Origin of the sequence: Nonomuraea sp. NPDC050680 (assembly GCF_040654555.1) — a bacterium.
GTDB lineage: Bacteria > Actinomycetota > Actinomycetes > Streptosporangiales > Streptosporangiaceae > Nonomuraea.
This window is the reverse complement of record NZ_JBFAIF010000006.1, coordinates 86,131-104,219: the sequence shown is the minus strand read 5'-3', so window position 1 is coordinate 104,219 and position 18,089 is coordinate 86,131. Positions and strand designations below refer to the sequence as shown.

Genomic DNA, 18,089 nt, shown 5'->3' with positions numbered 1-18,089 from the left:
TTGGCGGCTGGTCGCCGAGGGTGTTCGCGGGTGGTTGGGCCGGGGTGAGCCGTCCCAGCCGTCCCAGGGTCATTTCCGCAGGTCAACCCTGGGACGGCTTGATTGGACGGGACGGGTCATGCCGTCCCAGCGATAGGAGCCGTCCCGCTCTGGCCTGCGGTGACGAGGCTGGGACGGCTGGGACGTGCGTCCCTCTCGATCGGGACGACATCGGCGTCCGGGACAGGGTCGAGGCTGGGGCAGTAGCGGGCCCAGGCGTCGGCGAAGTCGGCGCGCTGGTAGCCCTTGGCCTGGCCGTTCGGAAAGCGGATGTTGCCCGAGCGGATGTCGTACTCGCGCAGCATCGTGCCGAGCTTCATCGCGGTCAGTCCGGCGGGGCCGTGGTCGGCCCACTCACTCTCGGGGTCGCTCTTGAGGCGCTCCAGCATGACAGCGGTGGGCAGGGCGGTGTCGGGGCCGAAGGCGGTGCGGCAAGCAGTCAGTAGGCGTACGCGGGCCGAGGTCTGGCCGTTGTCATCGGCCTCGGCGGTGAGCTGCAACGTGGCGGCGCGGGCCCGATCCGGCCAGCCTCCCCCAGCATGGTCAGCAACGATGACCAGGGGTTCCCAGGTATCGGCCGCACGGTCTTCGACGGGCATGCTCGGCTCAGCCTCCTCCAGAGCGGACAGGTCGGCGCGAAGCCACTGGTTCAGGTCGGTCGCCAACCCGCGAAGCGGAGCGCGGTCGCGGCGGTGGCGGTATGGGGCGGCGGTCTCGCCGGGGGCGCGGCGGCGCATGCGGATGACGACGGCGCGGTCTTCAATGGTGTCGGGCATGGCTCCGATGCCGGCGAGTGCGGCCATGGCGAAGGTCGGGATGCTCTCGACGCGGTTGGTGGCGGCGTCGTAGCGTTTGGCAGGGCGGTTGCGCTGGTGTCCGGCGTTGAGCAGGCCGCGGAGGTCTTCGTTGCCGTCGGCCTTGGGGCCGAAGATGGTGTCAGCCTCGTCCACGAGCATTGTCGGCGGGTCTTCGGTGATGGAGCGGTAGACGGCGGCGCTGGATGAGTTGACGGTGATGAACGGCTCATGGCAGGTGGCCTCCACCACGTCCAGCAGCCGGGACTTACCGCAGCGCTTCTCCGGGCCTCGGATGACCAGGCGGGGAGCGTGCGCCCATGCGGGCTGGGCGTGGGTGGCGGCGATCCAGAGAGTGACGGCGTCGGCGGCCTCGGGGCTCGGCAGGATGACGTAGCGGGTGAGCGCGGCGCGTAGTCGGTCGAGCAGGGCGGCGCCGGTGGGTGTGCGGTCGTTCATGGCTGGTGCTCCTAGCGTGGTGTTCATGCGGCCCTGCAACGGCGTGGCTGGGCTTTCATGCCTGCGGACAAGCCCGAGGCGATGACGGCGGCGATCTCGCGAGGCGGGTTCGGATCACCTTCGGCGTTTGCGGTCTCGGCGGCGGACTGGAGGGCGGTGATGACGACCTCGGCGGGCAGCACGCCGCGTGTGACGAGCTGGCCAAGGTTGAAGGCGGCAGTGTTGAGCGCGCGGTTGCGCTCGCCGCGTAGGGCAGCGGCCACACGTTCGACCTCGCCCCGTAGCGCGGCCTCGCCGTACTTGGTCAGCCGGTGATCGGGCAGGCTGGCCAGCAGATCGGCGGTGCTCATCGAGGGCGGTGCGGTGGGTGAGAGTGCCTCGGCAAGCCAGGGCGGGAGCGGCGCGAGCGGTAGGTCGTGAATGATCTCGTAAGAGCCGGTGCCGTCCGGTTGGGTGACGTGGCTGCCAGGGCCGACGACGTAGCCACCGCAGGCGCGGGTGTCGATCAGCCAGCCGAGGCCGCCCTTGTGGCCTGCGCTGTTGCGTAGCCGTAGCCCTTCGGGCGGGGTGAAGTAGAGATGCATGCCACCGCGCCGAGTGCGGACGGTGAAGGTGTCATCGGGGTACGGCTGGCCGCGCTCGGCGCACAGCAGGCGGAAGACGTGCTCTCCGTTCTGGGGGTGATGCTGGTCGAGGCCGGCGGGCGGGCGCTCGCTGGGCTTGGGCTGGTCGAGGTCGATCACGACCAGCCGGGACGGACCGCAGGCGATACCGATGTTGTACGGCTGGCGCGGCCAGAAGGCCGCGATGCGGTCGGTGTCGGTGGTGGCGTGACGCTCCCAGTCGGTGAAGCCGCGCAACGGCTTCTTGCCGCGCGGGGTGAGCGGGAAGACGTACCAGCCACGGGCGGCGGCCTGGAGGGCGGCGCGGGTCAGGTCAGGCCACCCCATTGGACGCCTCCTTGGCCCCATGGAACCCGAGGCGGTAGTCCTCGGCGGGGACGTGCATGAGTGCGTCCAATGGGGTGGCGGCGTGCTCGTCGAGCGTGAGCCACTCCCGGCCGAGGCGGTTGAGGTCTTCCAGGTGTGGGTGTGGTGCGGTGGTTCGGGTGTAGCGGTGGGAATGGGTGCTGGTCGGTGTCATGCTGGCAATGCCTTTCCTCGTGATCGGGGTGGGTGGCCTCGGCGGTTGTGCTTGGCGGCTGGTCGCCGAGGCCGTATCCCGGTGCTGCGTGAGCGTGGCTAGAAGGGCGGCTTGTCGCCTGTTGGGGCGGCGGTGGTGGCCCATGTGTCGGGTGCGCTGCCGTTGTGGCTGGTAGGGGCATTGCGGGCCGCTCTGGCGGGCTTGGCGGTGGCGAAGCGCAGGGACGGGCCGAGCTCGTCCACGGTCATCTCAAAGACGGTGCGGTTTTCGCCCTCGTCGGTCTCGTACGTGCGCATCCGGAGCTGTCCAGAGGCGATGACGCGGGTACCTCGGGTGAGCGACTCGCAGATGTGCTCGCCGAGGTCGCGCCAGGCCGAACAGCGCATGAACAGGGCCTCGCCGTCCTCCCACTGCTCAAGCTGCTTGTTGTAGACCCGCGGGCTTGAGGCGATGGTGAAGGTGGCGACGGCCGTGCCGGTCTGGGTGAAGCGGAGTTCGGGATCGTTGGTCAGGTTGCCGATGATCGTGATGGTGGTCTCGCCGGACATGGCGGGCTTCCTTCCTTGAGGCCGGGGTTAGTGGGTGCCGTCGCGGTACAGGCGGCGGATGTAGACGTAGAGCTGCCAGCCGAGGCGAGGCCGCATGCCGGTGCCGTCGCAGGCGCGGCAGGTGCGGTTCTTGCCGCCGGGGCGGCAACGGATACAGCGGCCCCAGGGCCACGTCAGGCAGACGATGATGTAACTGAGAGTGATTGACGGTAGGCAGACCGCTAGAAGGGTGAGGACAGTGGCCATGTGGGCCTCCAGGGCCGTTTTCCGGGTTTCCGCAGGTCAGGGTCTAAGTGCTAGAGCGCAGGTAGAGTGCGGTTTCGGGCTCTAGGAGGGCCTCTAGACCTAGAGGGGTCTGCCTCTAGGTCTAGAGGCGATCGACGGAGCTACGACGCCTTACCTCTGTCACGCTGGGTGACTGCTGAGGCGATGTCGTCACGGGTGATGCCGATGCGGTTCGCGCCCTTGCCGCCGCTTTCGGGCGTGCCCCAGACCTGCATGGTCTTGATGCCGTACGGCTTGAGCGCGGTCGTGAGCTGGGCCGTCTTCGCGCCGCCCTCTAGGCGCGCCCACGGGCCGTAGACGTCGGGTCGCAGTTCGGCGAGGCGATCCACGATTGCCTCGTTCCATACCTTGGCCTCGGACGGCGGGACCACGGCCAGGATGTCGGCGAGCAGGTCATAGGTGGGCGCATGCTGCTCGGGCGTCTCGCCGAGGGCGTGCCCGCTCAAGGCTCCCGTGCTGGCCCGTAGCGCGTGGGCGCGGTCGGCGATGCGTTGCGTGGCGGGTCTCCAGGTAGGCGGTGCGCACCACCTTGGGCATCGGGGTCGCGCCGAGCAGGTAGCCGATACCGGCGTCCATCTTGGGTTGGAAGACGGTGGCGCGGATGCCGTTCTTGTAGGCGGATGTGCCGAGGATCATGTCGTTTTCGAGCTGGCCGGCGACTCGCAGGCAGAACCGGATGGTGACGTTCGCGCTGATGCCGGTGGGCAGGCTGTCCTTGTCCGGGCGCTGGGTGGCCAGCACCAGGATCACGCCGAGGGCGCGGCCGAGCTTGATGATGAACTCGGCGTCATCGCCGGCCTTGTCGCCGAACTCGGCGTGGGCGAACAGGTTCTGGCATTCGTCGAAGATGGCGACCAGCGGATGCAGTCCCAGTGAGCGTTTGTCGGCGATCTGCCGGGTGACCTTCTTGTCCGGGCACAGGTCCGCAGGCAGGGCCTTGAGGGCGGCGGCGCGGCGCATCACCTCCTTGCGGAGCAGCGCCAGCGAGTCGGCGGCGTAGCCGATGGCCTCGTCCTCGATGCCGGAGACGTAGCGGTGGCAGTTCTGCTCGTGCGGGTCGAGGTCGCCGGTGCCTTTGAGTTCGTGGATCCACAGTTCGGCGGTCGGGTCGAGGGCCGCGCCGGAGGCCAGCACCCGTACCGAGGCGGTCTTGCCCTGGCCGGGCTGCGAGCCGATCAGGATGTTCTGCTCAACCAGTGGTACGACGATGGCGCGGCCTCGGGGATCGCAGCCGAACGGGATGCCCTTGAAGACGTCGTGAGAGCTGGCCTTGAGCAGTGGGGACTTGATGACGGTCTTGGACAGGTCCTTGTCTCCCACCCAAAGGATCAGCCGTCCCTCGTGGATGGTGGAGTCGCCCTCAGGCCAGATGCAGCCCAGCGGGCGGCGTAGTGCCGAGGCCATGCGGTCGCGCTTGTCCATCACGTCGGCCACTGTCACGCCGTACGGCAGGTCGATGTCGGCTCGCCAGCCGGGGCCGTCGCGGGTGATCGGGGCGACGAATCGGATGGCGTCCTTGGGGTTCTTGGCGATGGCCTGGTTGATGCCGGCGATGCCGAGCACGGTTAGGGAGCGGACGACGATGTCGCTGGTGAGCTTCTCCACCGTGGACGGTACGACCGCGCGGTTGATCAGCGGGCGGTCTGCGGGCTTGCCGAGGATGCCAAGCGCGGCGATGGCGACCGCGAGCGCCGCCCACTGCACGGCGTTCGTCTGATCGGCCACGATGAGGCCTGCGATCAGCAGCGTGACCAGGGCGGTGATGGAGACCAAGATGCGTAGCCGTACGCGAGAGTCACGTTGCCTGCTGAGCTTCAGGTACGCCTCGGGGTCGGCCTTCTGGACCGCGGCCAGTCGTACCGGCTCGCCCTCCAGGTCGAAGGTCCATTTGATGACCCCGCCCACCAGGCGCAGGAACCCTCGCGGGGCGCGTGCGGTCAGCCGTCCGCCGTAGAGCGGCACGCGGCAGACCTGGTAGCCGGCCACGTGCAGGTAGTGGAGGCCGATCCACTTGACGGTCTCCGCTGCCTCCGTCCGGGAACGTAGCCACAGCGGGACGATTGGCTGTCGGCTGCGTGCCGTCGCCTCCAGCGTGGTCCGCCAGTCCGCAGCGGTCGGACCGGGTTGGTCGACGCGGACGACCGCGCCTTCCAGGACCGGTCCGTCCGCGCTCGCGGGCCTTTCCTCGGTGTCCGGCTCGGACCGGTCGGCGGGAATCTGCGGCTGACGTCCCGCACGGGCGGCGTCCAGGTGGACGATCTCGGCGTCCTTGCCGTTCCCCTGGTCCAGGGCGGCGGACCGGTCCGGGTCCTTGCCGTCCTCGTGGTTGGGATTGTCCTGCTGGTGGGTCATGATGTGTGCACCTCGTCTGACTTGCTGGTCGCGGGGTCCTGGGGCGCGGTCGTTGTCTTGGCGGATGAGGCCGCGCCCCACGTGGCGGTCAGGGACGATGCGCGGTCGGACCGCTGATCGTCCGGTCGGTCTGCGGGCTCTTCGGCGGCGGTCGGAGTGTGCGGTCCGTCCGCCTCGGTGATGCCGAGTTCGGCGCGCCAAGAGGCGGCGAGCAGCTCGGTACGGTCTTCCGGGAACGGGCGCTGGGCTAGTAGTTCGGCCAGCAGCATGGCGGTGATGGCCTGGTTGCGGTCGAAGGTTCGTCCGGGGTAGCCGGTGAAGCTCCAGCGTCCGCCGCGGAGTTCGGTCACGTTCGGGCAGTCGTCCGAAGTCATGTGTGTGTCGGTGATGGTCAGGGTCATCAGGCGGCCTCGTCTTCGCGTACGGGCGGCGTCTGGTTCGCGGGGCCTTCCGTCTTCAGGTGGGACAGGAGCGCTCCGGCACGGTCGGTCGAGATGCTTTGTCCTTGGCGGCGGATGGCGTTTCGCAGGCGGTCACGGGTCAGGGGCTCGCCTTGTGCCTTGAGGTCAGCGGCGACGCGTTGTCCGAGGGGGACGAGGTCGCCCACGTTCGGCCTCGTCTTCTTGGCGCGGGGGCGGTTGGAGGTGGGGCGCTTGCGCGGCGCGGGTGGCAAGGCCGGGGGAACGTTCGCCTGGTCGATACGTACGGCCTCCGCTTTCATCGGGATGTTCTTGGGCGTGAGCTCACCGAGGTAGTACAGAGCTCGCTCGCGGCGGGTGGCCTTCCAACGCCAGAGCAGGCCGTACCGGTCTTGTAGCTCTGTCTTGGCCAGGATGCGTTCGCGCTCGCGTCCGAGTGCCTCGGGGTAGCTGCAGATCTCCCAGAGCACCATGCGGCGCCAGAGTGCGACAGTCGCCATCGGCGCGAGCAGCCAGCGTGAGCGGCGGATCCCGTCCATGTGATCGGGCTTGGCCAGGTCGGCGCGCTTGCGGATGACATGGGCACCGACCTCGATGGCGATGACCCACAGCAGCGGGAGTAGTGCGTGGGCGACGACCGCGAACCAGTCTGTTTGACCGGGTGCGCTGAGGTACGCGGCCACGTTGAGGTAGACCGTCGCACCGGTCAGCGCCCACGGGATGAACCGGAGCCAGCTCAACCGCATGCCGAGCCGGGCGAGCACGATATCGAGTGCCGAGAACACGGCGATGCCTAGGTCGATGCCGAGCGGAACCGTCCAGGCGAACCAGCCGAACGAGGGGCCGGCGGCGTGTGCGACGCGCTCGAAGCTGTTGATGAACCCGAGCAAACCGAGCGCACCGGTAACGGCGGCGGTGACGGATACGGCTGTCCGCTCGCCCTCCGTGAGAGGGCGTGGTGCGGTGGTGGAGGCGTTCATGCGGCTACCTCCTCCGCACAGTCGAGGCAGGTGCCAAGGTGGCGCGGCAGCACGTACCCGACATCCGTCAGGCACACCGGGCAGGTACGGCGGGCGGCGTTCGCCTTTGCCAAGGCGACGCGCTGGCGAAGGGTCGCGGTGCGCTTGGGCAGGGCGAACCGGACGTCGTACAGGTAGGCGGCGCGGACACCGGGGGCACCGTAGCGGCGGGAGCACCACAGCACTTGGGCCTGAACTCCCTGACCGCCAGGACGCAGCCCTTCGGCGGTGAGCTGGCGAAGGGTGCGCAGGTGCGGCGGGGCCATCTTCCACGGGTAGGTGGGGATGCTGTAGCGGTCGCCAGTCGGGTCCCAGAAGCGGGCGCGGATGCGGCTTGGCATCAGGCCACCTCCAGGTCTTCCAGCTCGGCGGCGTGCTCGGCAACCTCGGCGGGCGTCCGGCCCGCCCAGATGCCCGAGGTAGGGCGCGTCTCCAACGCGTAGAGCTCGCAGAACAGCCGGGCCGGGCAGGTGGCGCAGACCTCGCGGGCGACGGCCTCGCGAGCGGTGCGCTCCTCGGCGGTTTCGATTGTGAGCCGAGGGCCGGTGTGCAACTCGGGGTCGTAGGTGCATTCGGGAAGCGGCGTTTCGCCGTCCACACGCCAGGCGGCTTCGACTTCAGCGAGCGACATACGCGCCGGATGTATCGGGCGGTTGCTGTTGTGTGCCACTGGTGGGTCTCTCTTCCTGCGGTTACTTGCTGACGGTCTGGACGAACCGCGCGAACGACTCGGACGCGCTCATGACCAGGTGCGCCGCCGCCTTGACGATGGTTGCTGCGCCTTCTGGGTCCTTCAGGGCGTAGAGGGCAGCGCAGATCATGAGGACGGTCGGGAGCACCTTTCGCGGACGGACAAGCATGTTGAGCCCTCTCGGTTCGAGAACCTGCGAGCAGGTTCTAAGAGACATAGAACATGTACAGTCACGGAGAGTCAAGTCCTAGGCACCGATCGTTTCGGGTTCCTGCGGGCCTCGCCTCGCTCGTTCCTGCTAACTCAAGGGTTCCTCGCCGCGCGCTGCGGCAACACTGTGATCACCCCCGGGACTGAATGCACAGGGGGTGCTTTTAGGGGGTGATCTGGTCCTCGACCAGGAGAAATATCCAGACCAAATTTGTGGAGTTCGAGCTGCGGAAGCCTTGTCCGCGCCATGATGCGAAGGCGCGGATATGTGGAGGTGAACGTGTCTCGAATGCCCAATGTTGCGCTCGCGCAGGCTATGCGGCGTGCGGATTGCTCAAATTCGGGACTTGCTTCGCGAGTGCGGCAAATTGCGCAGAAAGACGGCATAAGCCTGAGTTGCACCCATGTGGACGTCAAGCGTTGGCTTGATGGCGTGAAGCCTCGCTCGGCGACAGCACGGTTCATCGCCGAGGCCCTCTCGCAGAAGGCCGGCGTGACGTTCTCGTTGGACGACGTAGGCTTGGGCAGCGTCGTCACTCCGGAGACGCTTGAAGCCACCCTCGCCCACGGCGGCGGGATATCCGATGTCGGAAGCCTGCTGCTGGGTCTTACACGGCGGGACCTCGCCGATGATCCAGTTGCGCTGGAGTCCGTGATCGTGCCGGACGCCTGGAGTGAGGCCCTGATCGCGTGGCTGCTGTCTCGGCCTGAGCCGCATCATGCCATGGAGAATGCCCGGCCATCTGTCGGTGTGTGGGACGTCCACGCGATTCGGGCGACAACCGAGATCTTCGCGAACATGGGTTTTCAGTTCGGCGGCGGCCACGCGCGTTCTGCGCTCATTCAGTATTACAACCGCGAAGTCGTCCCGATGTTGAACGGAAAATTCACCGAGCCGGTTGGACGATCATTGTACGCGGCGGCTGCGGAAATCACGGAGCTGGTCGCCTGGACGGCTTACGACCTGGGCAGACATGGGCTCGCTCAGCGGTATTTCCTCCAGGGGCTACGCCTCGCACAGGCGTCGGGTGACCGCATGATGGGCGGTCTGCTGCTCGCCGATATGAGCCATCAGGCCAACTATCTTGGCCGTTATAACCAGTCGATACAGCTTGCACGGGCTGCCCAGGAAGGGTGCAAGGACGTCTCCACCGCCACGCCCATGGCCTTGTTCTACGCCATGGAGGCGCGGGCCCACGCAGGCAACGGCGATGAGGCCCAGTGCGCACGCGCGTTGCTCCAGGCCGAGAAGTATTTCAGCAAGCGCAATGTGGAAGATGACCCTCCGTGGTCACGCTACTTCGACGCCGCAGAGCTGGCCAGCGAAGGCGCGCACTGCTACCGCGACCTCAGAATCCCTTCACAGGCCATGGACTTCGTCGGTCAGGCCGTCGATCTCTGTGACCCGATGTACGTGCGGACGCTCGCCTTCGACCGCCTCGTCCAGGCGGCCAGCTACGTCCATATGGGGCATCCTGGGAAAGCGGCCTTGGTTGCGCTGGAAGCCGTCAACCTTGCCGGCTCCCTCAAGTCCGCGCGTTATCTCCGGTACGTTCGAGATCTGAAAGCCGACCTCGCGGGCTTTGACAGCGAAGATTCGGTCAGGGTGTTCAACGCCCTCATCGCCGAGAAATATCCCGCCCTCGGCAGCTAGAACGCCCGCCACTGACGAGGCGCGTCCGGATTCTGCAGGCAGAAAAGGCGATTACGGAACTCGCGAGCGATGGCCTCGTCTTCGTTGACGTTCTGCATCAGCCATGTCGTCATTTTCAACTCGTTGATGTCTCTGAGCACGGGATAGCCCTCCCATGCCAGGACATCGAAGCCGTAGCGGTCCGCGAACTGGTCATATTCGGCACGGGTACCCCAGCCCAGGGAGTGTTCAAGGGCTGTGACGGCGAGATCGGTCTCAGGGGGGCCGAAGGCGAAACGCTCCAAATCGATCAGCACTATGGTGCCGTCGGCGGTCTTGATGAGGTTGTCAGAGTGAGCGTCACCATGTACGGCGCAGGCGGCCAGAGGGAAATGCAGGGTCTCATAGGCCGTCCGGAGTTGCTGGTACTTCCTCAGCAGGAAGTGACGTTCCTCGTCTGAGAGGACATTGGTCGAGGAGATGCGTTCCGAGACGCGCCCAAGGATGTCGAGCTGTGGCAGCGCCAGATCTTCTGGAACTGGCAACCGATGGAGAGCCCGCAGGACCTCGGCTAGGTCGGTCAAAGTCGCGGCACCGCCGCCGTTGTCGATGAAGTGCCACACCGTGACGGGCTTGTCCCTGACAACGAGAGGTTGGGCGTGATGGGTCGTCCGCGCCGCTGGCAGTCCCGCTTCATGAAGCCAGGCGGACACGGCCACCTCTTTGCGAGCGTCGTCAAGAACGTCCAAGCTCCGCGCGATGCGCACTACGACCCGTTCGGCCGCCAGAACGAAGAGGGCATTCTCGCCGAGGCGGATCAACCGCGCGTCTTCGCTCGCGAGGCCAGCGGCCTTGCAGGCCTCCTGGAGGGTCGCCTGTGCTTCCTGAGAGGTGAACGGGACTGCGGCTGACTGGAACACGGTCACTAGGAGCCCTTTGGTTGCGTCTTGACCACGCGGCCTCTACCGGCGCGCTTCTCGACTATCCCCTCTGCTTCTAGCAGCGCGAACGCTCGCCGGACAGTGATACGGCCAACCCCTCGCTCTTGAGCCAGTGCATTCTCTCCGGGGAGCACGGCACCTATGGCGAACTGACCACTGGCTATGTCCTGCCGTAGGGCAGCGGCGACGTCATCAGCGCGCGTGTGCGCATGAGCGGGCCCACCGACGAACCACCCTTTTCCGTGGACGGAGGCGATCAGCTGCTCAGCGGCAAGCAACTGGAACGCCTGTCGGACAGTCCCTTTCGAGACGCCATGCTCATTCGCGGTCGCTGCTTCACCTGGTAGCTGTTGACCAGCCGCGAGGTCGCCGCTCTCGATGCGCTTGCGTATCGCTTCGGCGATCGTCTCGTACTGGGTCGCGGCTGTGCGCCGGCCTCCGGGTGGCAGTTGTCCCACCACGCAACGTCCGCGGCCTGCTTCGCTGACCACCAGTCCCGTGCGCTCCAGCTCGGAGACGGCCTGGCGTACTGTTCCTCGTGCCACGCCGTACGCGCGAGCAAGGACCGCTTCGGAGGGCAGCATGCCACCAGCGGGGGGATCCCCCTCGCGAATGCGACGGCGGATATCCTCGGCTATCCGAATGTAGGTGGGGCCATCCTTCGCCTTGCTCATCGCGCTCCCTCGCCGAGGCACATCGTCTCTAGAGTAGGGCGGACAGGCCAGGACCTGCGATGTATCGCGGTTTCACGCCTTCTTGGAGTCTTCCCCTCAATCGAGCCATGGACGCGATGTGGCGCCAGGTTGGCCAACAAGTCGCCGTTGAGAGGCTCCGAGCGCGATTCACAAGGGTAGCGACGCTCTACGCATCCCCCGGAGCAGTGCCTACGCCAGATGTGCGTGACCGTGCAGGCCTCCGCCTCTTGGCCGGCCTCGTACCACCGCGCCGCCTGGATTCGATGTCAGCATCGGCCGGGTCTTTGCATTCGTGCTCCTTCTCAAACTCCGCGATGAGCAGCCTCCAGATCTCACGCGCCTGCTTGTAGCGTCCCCTACCGGCTTCTTCATAGCCCTCGATAGGCGCAGCTCGGAGAACGAGGAACTGCCCACCCTGACCCGCCCACTCGTACACGCCGCAGCACGACGTCTCAGTGATCCGAATGTGGTCCGTCCGAGGGCGCAGATAAGGTTCCCAGCGCACTACGGGCACGTCAGGAGCCGACACGGCCACTCGGCGCCTCTTCGGCGTACTCCTTCAGGTAGCGGAAGACCTTGCGGCGGCATCGCTGCCATGCGCACGCGAAGGCGAGCTCCAGGAGCGTGTCGGCTTCGAGCTGCAGCTTGATGCCGTAGCCGATCTCATCGGCGGTCAGTTTGGGCAGCGGCCTCGCCCGCCAGACGCCGAGCTGGTCGCGCCACACGTAGAAGCGTCGGAACGCGCCGCGCAGGTCATGGGGCGAGATGCCAAGTATGGAAGTCATGCGGGATTGATCTCCCCGTGTTGCGTTGGGCAGGAACGTCAGCCAAAAATCCATTCCGACTGACGTTTGCCCACGTTAACTCTAGGGGCTCATGGCCACAAGGCTCATGGCAACATAGCCGCGTGACACTTGTGTGTTGTGATCGACTACAGCTCCGGGGTGCCGGTGTATCGCCAGGTCGCCAGCGCGATCCGCGACGACATCACCGCCGGCCGCTACCAGCCAGGAGCGTGGTTGCCCTCAGAGTCCCAGCTGGCGCAGCTGTACGAGGTGGGCCGGGACACGATTCGGGACGCGCTGGCGCACCTGCGGGCCGAGGGGCGAATCACCACGGTCCGCAAGCGGGGGTCAATGGTGGCCACTGAGCCGACCCGAGAGCCGTACCGAGTCCCTGTCGGGGCCCGAGTAATCGCGCGCATGCCGACTCCGGACGAGCGGCGGGATTTGGCTACGCCGGGGGAGCTGCGGGAGTTCGGCGGCATGCCTGCGGGCGTACCGGTCTTCGAGATCGCGCCGGGGCCCCGCAAGCATCGAAAGGTCCTACGCGGTGACCACGTTGAACTGACCTTCGACGATCCGCCCACCAACGAAAGCGATTGAGTCGCGATTGTCGTTGGCCGGGCGCTTCGGCGCTATTCAGATGATGTCGTACTTTCGCCTGATCGATGTGGCTTCTTCCTCGGTGACCTCGCTGGGTGTGCGGCTGAGTGCCTGGCGCAGTTCGTCCTTGATTGCTTGCGCGGAGGTGCGGGCTCGGGTGCTGTGTTGGGTGAGCTGGGCGTCGAACTGCTGGGCGGTCGGCCCTGTCCAGACCTTGCCGGTCCGGAACGTCCGCAACGGTCGCTCGATGTCGGCCTCGATCTGGTCGAGCATCGGGCCGATCGTGCGGGCAGCCTGCTGGAGCGCTTCGTACAGCGGGTTGCGGACCATCGCGGCCATTGGTTTCAGTCCGTTGTCTTCTTGGGGGAGGGGGTCGTGGTGAGGATCAGCTTCGGGGCGACCAGCTTCATCAGGGCGACCACGTCGGCGGTGTTGTCCCGGCCTTTGACGCCTCGGACGAGTTCAATGCTCAGGTTGTCGTAGCCGCGTACGAGTACTGCGGCGGCCTGGGCGTTGTTCGTGCTACCGCCCTGTCCGTAGTAACCAACCGCACCGGGAATGATGTCCGGTAGGCGTTTCGCGCCATGGCTGATCTCGAAGTCGACCTCTTCTTTCGATCCATCGGGGGAAAGTGTGATGTCCAGTGCCTTCAGCTTGTCGCCAGTCGGCAGGTAGACGAAGCATCCGCCACTGCCCCAGTCTTTGCCGGCGGTCAGGTCGAAATCCCCTTTGACGAGGGGGTTCTCCACGCCAGTCATCAGCCGTACCGCATCCAGCGGGATGTAGTCGCAGATGTAGGGTGCAGCGGCGACCGACGGCAGTGGCGTCTTGTTCACCGGAGGCTTTTCCTGCTGGCATGCGGTCAGCAGCACCAATGCGCTCAGTACCGTGATGGTGAAAGCGAGATGCGCCCTCATGGTCACTTGTATCCCGATGTTCCTTTTATGAATCCCGAGTCCAATTCTCGACCGACTTTATCCCATTGCGTTCCGACGAGGAGGTCATTGAGCCATGTCTCGTAGGCCTGGAGCCGTGGGTGGTCGCCGCCGTCGTATGGTGCCATCTCCTTGCGTGTCATCAGTGACTTTCCGTCGTCCTTCAGGAAATTGAAGCGCGATTTGCGGGGGTCGTCTCCCTTCTCCAGGTCGGGCAGAGAGGCCCATGGGTGTGTGTCGGAGGGAGGGTCGGCGCTGCCGAACAACCCGTGCTTGAGCATGGCGTCGGTGGCGATCTGGGCGAGTAGGAACTCGGCCTTGTCTTTGGCCGAGTTGGCGTCGTACGTTGCCTTGTTGACATTCTTCTCGGTCTGGGCCGAATCTTCGATCATGCCGCTCCAGGCGCCGACGACTCCGGCTGTTATGGCCCAAGGGGCTGTCTGTGGAATGGCGAGTCCGGTGTTCACCGCCGCCATGAGTATTTTCATGTTCTGCTCTTGGGCCTCGTCCAGTTCCTTGCCTTTCTGGATGGTGGCGAGCCCGCTGGCGTCCGTGATCAGTCCGAAGCCCGCACCGGCTTCTCTTGCGTTGACCGCGAGGATTCTGTCGTCCTTGGTGCTGGCGGTCTGCGCGGCGGCGTAGTCCAGCAGTTCTCTCGACCATGCGGTCTGTGCCGCCGTGACCGTTGCCAGGGCCTTCGGGTCGTTTTTGAATGCGTCTTTCATGACAGTACGCAGATCCTCTTTCTGAAATCCGGCGCTCCAAACCCGATCCTCTTCCGGAACGTTGGTGCGGTTGATCTCGATTACCGGGGAGCTATCAACCCTGGTCGCCTTGGCGACGTAGTTGACGTCGTTGATGTAGGCGGCCAGGATGCGGGCCGTGCTGCCGGTGGTGGCGAAGGATGGGCCTTCAGTGCCGGCCAGGATTCGCTGGGCTTCCCAGTGGATGAAGTCGGAGGCGATTTCGGCCGAGGTGAATCCGGGCGACGGTTCCTGGGGTGTGCCGTCGTGGTCTCGATAGGTCATGGTCGCGGCTTCCAGCGCTTGGCCGAAGGCGGCCCCGTTGTCGTACATTGGTCGTTCGGTCACGTAGCGCTTCATCACGCTGGGATCGCCGATGAAGAAGTCCTGGGCGGCCTTGGGATTGTTCCCCAGCGCTTTCATCACGCCGATCATCGGATCCTGCGGGACGCTTCCCACGCGGTTGTCCTGCGATGTCTTTCGGTCCAGAGCCTCCAGCGCCTTGGCCGCGGCCACCAGGAAATCCCGGTTGAACGTGCCGTAGGGGAGCAGGGCCGAGAGCGCGTGCTGGTCCACCGGCACCCTCAGGTTCGCGAGTAGCTCTTGTCGCCATGACGTGGTCAGCCGTGAACTGGCGGCGCCGAGGGCCTTGCCCAGTGCCTTTTGCGCGCGCTGTTTCTTGGTGTCTTTCTGGTAGACGAGTGCGGCCATGAGATGGCGGAACCGTTCGGTGCCGAGGGCGTACATCAGCTTGGTGGCGAATTCCGGGTCACCCGCTCGTTTCTCCAGTTGGGCGACGGTTTTCTCGTCTATCTCGCTGGAGGGTGTGAGTTCGCGCAGCTTGGCCGCGGCCGCGTAGACGTCGGCGTTGCCGGAGGCTCCGCTGTAGAGGGTCTCGTCGAAGGGCAGTATGCCGCCGGATGTCGCGGGCCCCCATTCGGTGTTCACCGCCTGGATGGTGTCGTTGCGGCGGCGCAGGTCCGGGCGGGTGGCGCCGATCCAGTTTCCGAGTTGCCGGATCGCGTCCAGTCGGGAGGTGTCCAGGTCGAGGTTCTGCAGCGTGCGGCGGATCTGTGGTTCGTTCCTGCCGAGCGTGGTCTCTGCCTGGCCGAGGTCGCGTTCGAAGTCGCCCATCAGCTTCGGGTCGATTCCGGAGTATCCCCAGTCGGGTGGCTGCGCGACCGCCGGCGAGGTCAGTGAGGGACGCGCCGGAGTCGTGTCGGCGCGGCCAGGCGCATCTCCCGGCGGATGTGTCGGCGGGCGCACCGGTGACTGCTCGGGAGACGGCTGGGGAACCGGTGAAGGCGTCGTCATGGCGGGTCTCCGGCATGCTCGACAACAGCCGGATCCTCGCACGATCCAGGACCTCCGGCGAGAGGCGCATAACGTATCAGCATGCTCACCCCCGGCTTCTGAAACGCCAGACGCCAACATGTACGCAGACGACACCCCCCCGGTTCACCCTTGCCGATAATAGACACAACCCGCATAGATTCGGTCGGCCGGGTTGGAGGCGCGCCAGCCGCTCGAAGTAGATGCCACGGAATGGCCGGAATGGGGGGCTACCCTGGTCGTCACGAGATAGTTCGACCTTCCGTAGCAATCGCGCTGCGCCGATTTGAAGTCCTCGCGCTGGGGCTCTTATACCTGACCCCAGTGAACGCCGAGAATTGTGTCACCTCATAAAACTTGTTTGGTACTTTGCCAACGCCAGCCGGCCGGGTTACGTTCGTGCCGTGTGACCTGTAGTTTCGGCGCGATCGGCGAGGTGCGGCGTGGCACGAGGTTCTGGTTCGTCGGGGTCCTACCGAGACTGGGAAGCTGAGCGGCGAAGGCAGGAGCGCGCCGCCGAGCAGGCCCGGCAGAAGCAGGAGCGAGAACGTAAGGCGCAGGACCGAGAGCGTCAGCAAGCTGAAGCGGCTGAACGGGACGCCGAGGCGGCCGGTCGCACCCGTAAGCTTGAGGCGCGCATCGAGGAGTTGGAAACCGTCCTGCGGGGTTCGCTACAGCGGGACCCGCGAGTCCGTCTCGCCTCCCTTCGCCGCAGGCCAGAGGTTCCGCCACTGGATCTTGGCCCATTCGCGACTCCTAAGCCTGCCCCCGTTTGGCATCCGCCTGAGCCGCCCGGACGGCTACAGCGGATGCTCGGCGGCACGCAGCGGTACGAGTCAGCCCTGCGCCAAGCTGAGGCCGAGTTCGCTCAAGCACAAGCCGACCATCAACATCAGGAGACCCAACGGCAGAAGCAGGTGATCGAGCGCCGCCGTGCTCGTCAACAGCAGGTTGCCGAGGCCGAACGGGCTGCCAACGAGTTCAACGCTCGCCTTGATGCCATGGAGGCGGGGCTACGGGTCGGCGACCGTCATGCGGTCAGCGACTACATGAATATGGTCTTGCGAGCGTCCCTGTACCCCGAGGGCTTCCCCACCGAGCGCATGACCGGCTACGTCCCGGAGTCCTCGTTGCTTGCAGTGGAGTGGTATCTGCCCCCGCCGGAGATCATTCCCGAGCAGAAGCTCTATAAGCACGTCAAGACCCGCAAGGCCATCGAGCCGACCCCCCGACCCACCCTTGAGGCCCGGCAGATCTATCAACGGGTAATCGCTCAGATTGCTCTTCGTACGCTGCGTGAGATCTTTGACGCCGATCCCGGCCAGTTGATCACCACAATCGTGTTCAACGGGCTGGTTCGCACGGTGGATCCAGCTACGGGCCAGCAGATCGAACCGTACCTGATCACATTGCGAGCCACCCGGGAGCAGTTCGCCGACCTCGTCCTCACCGAGCCTCGCTTCAAGCCCGTCGAGTGCGTCCGACGGCATTTTCACGCCGACGTTTCCCAGCATCCGGACGAGTTGGTCCCCGTCGAGCCGGTCATGCACTTCAGCATGGCTGATCCCCGCATCGTCGATCCCATTGACATCATCTCCGACATCGACAAGCGGCCGAACCTGCTCGATCTTTCCCCGAAGGAATTCGAGGCGTTCATCCAGAACCTGTTCGCCAGGATGGGCTTCGACACCAAGCTCTATCAGGCCAGCGGCGACGGCGGTGTGGACTGCGTGGCCTACGACCCGGACCCGATCAAGGGCGGCAAGTTCATCGTGCAGGCCAAGCTCTACACCCAGACGGTCAAGCCGACGCACGTGCGCGACTTGTATGGAACCGTGCAGCACGAGGGTGCCACCAAGGGCATCATGATCACGACGTCTGGTTACGGGCCCGAGAGCTACAAGTTCGCGGCAAGAGTAACCTCAACCTCATCGACGGCGCGGGGCTGCTCTCCCTCTGCCACAAGCACGATATCCCCGCTCGCATCCTCCGCCGAGGAACGAAAAAGCCCTGATCACTATCACCTTCGTGTCATGCCAGGTGGACGAGGAGCACGCTCGCCCCTCAACAGGCATGCGGCCTACCATGATGCGCCTCCTCGGCAGGGGCTCTCTGCACAGCCGTGGACCATGTGTGGACCATCCCTGGCCTTGATCGAGCGCCTTTCCTGCATCGCACCTGGTCAAAGGCATGTCTCCGAATGAACCTGCAATCCTCTCCGGAGCCGGGTGCGTAGGTTCGAATCCTACAGGGGGCACACGATCTTGACCGGCGGTTCCGGCCGCTGACCAGGGCGAACATCGTACGAACGGGCGGGCCTCCAGTCTCACGGAGTCCCGCCCGTTCTCGTTGACGCTCGCGGGTTGTGGGCCAGGATAGAGCTTCTGACCAAGCCTCGAACGGTGAGGCGGCGCCATGCCATGTGTGCCTTCCTCACATGCCGCACTACCTCAATGAAGGGCGGCG

At 65.7% G+C, this 18,089-nt stretch carries 21 protein-coding genes; 3 read left to right on the top strand and 18 right to left on the bottom strand.

All coding sequences use genetic code 11. The annotated features are described in order from the left end of the window. Positions 1-116: 116 nt before the first annotated feature. The 12 genes from AB0H88_RS22975 to AB0H88_RS22920 all read right to left on the bottom strand — a co-directional run bounded on the left by AB0H88_RS22975 (position 117) and on the right by AB0H88_RS22920 (position 7,918). Complete coding sequence (locus tag AB0H88_RS22975) at positions 117-1,292, bottom strand: DUF3631 domain-containing protein (RefSeq protein WP_357647532.1); 1,176 nt, start codon at positions 1,290-1,292, stop codon at positions 117-119. A gap of 23 nt (positions 1,293-1,315) precedes the next feature. Next, positions 1,316-2,242, bottom strand: coding sequence for a bifunctional DNA primase/polymerase (locus AB0H88_RS22970; protein ID WP_357647530.1), 927 nt, complete (start codon positions 2,240-2,242; stop codon positions 1,316-1,318). After that, a complete protein-coding gene (locus tag AB0H88_RS22965) occupies positions 2,229-2,435 on the bottom strand; it encodes a hypothetical protein (RefSeq protein WP_357647528.1) in 207 nt (68 codons plus the stop codon). Before AB0H88_RS22965 ends, AB0H88_RS22970 begins: the two co-directional genes overlap by 14 nt. Before the next feature lie 98 nt (positions 2,436-2,533). Then, positions 2,534-2,983, bottom strand: a complete 450-nt coding sequence (locus tag AB0H88_RS22960; protein WP_357647526.1) for a single-stranded DNA-binding protein — start codon at positions 2,981-2,983, stop codon at positions 2,534-2,536. 27 nt (positions 2,984-3,010) lie between these two features. Further along, positions 3,011-3,229, bottom strand: coding sequence for a hypothetical protein (locus tag AB0H88_RS22955; RefSeq protein ID WP_357647524.1), 219 nt, complete (start codon positions 3,227-3,229; stop codon positions 3,011-3,013). Between the two features lie 140 nt (positions 3,230-3,369). After that, entirely contained in the window at positions 3,370-3,714 is a 345-nt protein-coding gene (locus AB0H88_RS22950; RefSeq protein WP_357647522.1) for a hypothetical protein, read from the bottom strand. Continuing rightward, on the bottom strand, positions 3,662-5,620 hold the full coding sequence (locus AB0H88_RS22945) for a cell division protein FtsK (RefSeq protein WP_357647520.1): 1,959 nt from the start codon (positions 5,618-5,620) through the stop codon (positions 3,662-3,664). The genes AB0H88_RS22950 and AB0H88_RS22945 overlap by 53 nt, the downstream gene beginning before the upstream one ends. Next, positions 5,617-6,021 carry a hypothetical protein gene (locus tag AB0H88_RS22940; RefSeq protein ID WP_357647518.1) on the bottom strand — a complete coding sequence of 135 codons (405 nt, stop codon included), beginning with the start codon at positions 6,019-6,021 and terminating at the stop codon, positions 5,617-5,619. The genes AB0H88_RS22945 and AB0H88_RS22940 overlap by 4 nt, the downstream gene beginning before the upstream one ends. After that, a complete protein-coding gene (locus AB0H88_RS22935) occupies positions 6,021-7,019 on the bottom strand; it encodes a DUF2637 domain-containing protein (protein ID WP_357647516.1) in 999 nt (332 codons plus the stop codon). Before AB0H88_RS22935 ends, AB0H88_RS22940 begins: the two co-directional genes overlap by 1 nt. Then, positions 7,016-7,399, bottom strand: coding sequence for an RRQRL motif-containing zinc-binding protein (locus AB0H88_RS22930; protein WP_357647514.1), 384 nt, complete (start codon positions 7,397-7,399; stop codon positions 7,016-7,018). The genes AB0H88_RS22935 and AB0H88_RS22930 overlap by 4 nt, the downstream gene beginning before the upstream one ends. Further along, positions 7,399-7,689, bottom strand: a complete 291-nt coding sequence (locus tag AB0H88_RS22925) for a WhiB family transcriptional regulator (RefSeq protein ID WP_357647512.1) — start codon at positions 7,687-7,689, stop codon at positions 7,399-7,401. The genes AB0H88_RS22930 and AB0H88_RS22925 overlap by 1 nt, the downstream gene beginning before the upstream one ends. A 61-nt stretch (positions 7,690-7,750) precedes the next feature. Next, positions 7,751-7,918, bottom strand: coding sequence for a hypothetical protein (locus tag AB0H88_RS22920; protein WP_357647510.1), 168 nt, complete (start codon positions 7,916-7,918; stop codon positions 7,751-7,753). Between the two features lie 309 nt (positions 7,919-8,227). Between AB0H88_RS22920 and AB0H88_RS22915 the strand changes: the two genes are divergently transcribed. Continuing rightward, the gene (locus AB0H88_RS22915) at positions 8,228-9,613 is read left to right on the top strand and encodes a hypothetical protein (RefSeq protein ID WP_357647508.1); all 1,386 of its coding nucleotides are present in this window, start codon (positions 8,228-8,230) and stop codon (positions 9,611-9,613) included. Here the strand turns inward: AB0H88_RS22915 and AB0H88_RS22910 are convergent. The 3 genes from AB0H88_RS22910 to AB0H88_RS22900 form a co-directional block, all read right to left on the bottom strand. Then, a complete protein-coding gene (locus tag AB0H88_RS22910) occupies positions 9,610-10,518 on the bottom strand; it encodes an aminoglycoside phosphotransferase family protein (RefSeq protein WP_357647506.1) in 909 nt (302 codons plus the stop codon). The genes AB0H88_RS22915 and AB0H88_RS22910 overlap by 4 nt on opposite strands. Beyond that, a complete protein-coding gene (locus AB0H88_RS22905; RefSeq protein WP_357647504.1) occupies positions 10,518-11,207 on the bottom strand; it encodes a GntR family transcriptional regulator in 690 nt (229 codons plus the stop codon). Before AB0H88_RS22905 ends, AB0H88_RS22910 begins: the two co-directional genes overlap by 1 nt. A 536-nt stretch (positions 11,208-11,743) precedes the next feature. Continuing rightward, positions 11,744-12,013: a hypothetical protein gene (locus tag AB0H88_RS22900; protein ID WP_357647502.1), complete on the bottom strand. Its 270-nt coding sequence runs from the start codon at positions 12,011-12,013 to the stop codon at positions 11,744-11,746. Positions 12,014-12,151: 138 nt separating this feature from the next. On the opposite strand from AB0H88_RS22900, the gene AB0H88_RS22895 reads away from it, so the two are divergent. Then, the gene (locus AB0H88_RS22895; protein WP_357647500.1) at positions 12,152-12,613 is read left to right on the top strand and encodes a GntR family transcriptional regulator; all 462 of its coding nucleotides are present in this window, start codon (positions 12,152-12,154) and stop codon (positions 12,611-12,613) included. 36 nt (positions 12,614-12,649) lie between these two features. Here the strand turns inward: AB0H88_RS22895 and AB0H88_RS22890 are convergent, their stop codons facing one another. From AB0H88_RS22890 to AB0H88_RS22880, 3 genes are read right to left on the bottom strand one after another with little or no spacing between them, the layout of a single operon-like run. Continuing rightward, positions 12,650-12,952 (bottom strand): hypothetical protein, encoded by a 303-nt coding sequence (locus AB0H88_RS22890; RefSeq protein ID WP_357647498.1) that lies wholly within the window; start codon positions 12,950-12,952, stop codon positions 12,650-12,652. A 5-nt stretch (positions 12,953-12,957) separates the two neighbouring features. Continuing rightward, the gene (locus AB0H88_RS22885) at positions 12,958-13,530 is read right to left on the bottom strand and encodes a hypothetical protein (protein ID WP_357647496.1); all 573 of its coding nucleotides are present in this window, start codon (positions 13,528-13,530) and stop codon (positions 12,958-12,960) included. Between the two features lie 2 nt (positions 13,531-13,532). Further along, positions 13,533-15,605, bottom strand: a complete 2,073-nt coding sequence (locus AB0H88_RS22880; protein ID WP_357647494.1) for a DUF6571 family protein — start codon at positions 15,603-15,605, stop codon at positions 13,533-13,535. Positions 15,606-16,432: 827 nt separating this feature from the next. Here AB0H88_RS22880 and AB0H88_RS22875 point away from each other — a divergent pair. Further along, positions 16,433-17,827 carry a restriction endonuclease gene (locus AB0H88_RS22875; protein ID WP_357647492.1) on the top strand — a complete coding sequence of 465 codons (1,395 nt, stop codon included), beginning with the start codon at positions 16,433-16,435 and terminating at the stop codon, positions 17,825-17,827. Positions 17,828-18,089 lie beyond the last annotated feature (262 nt).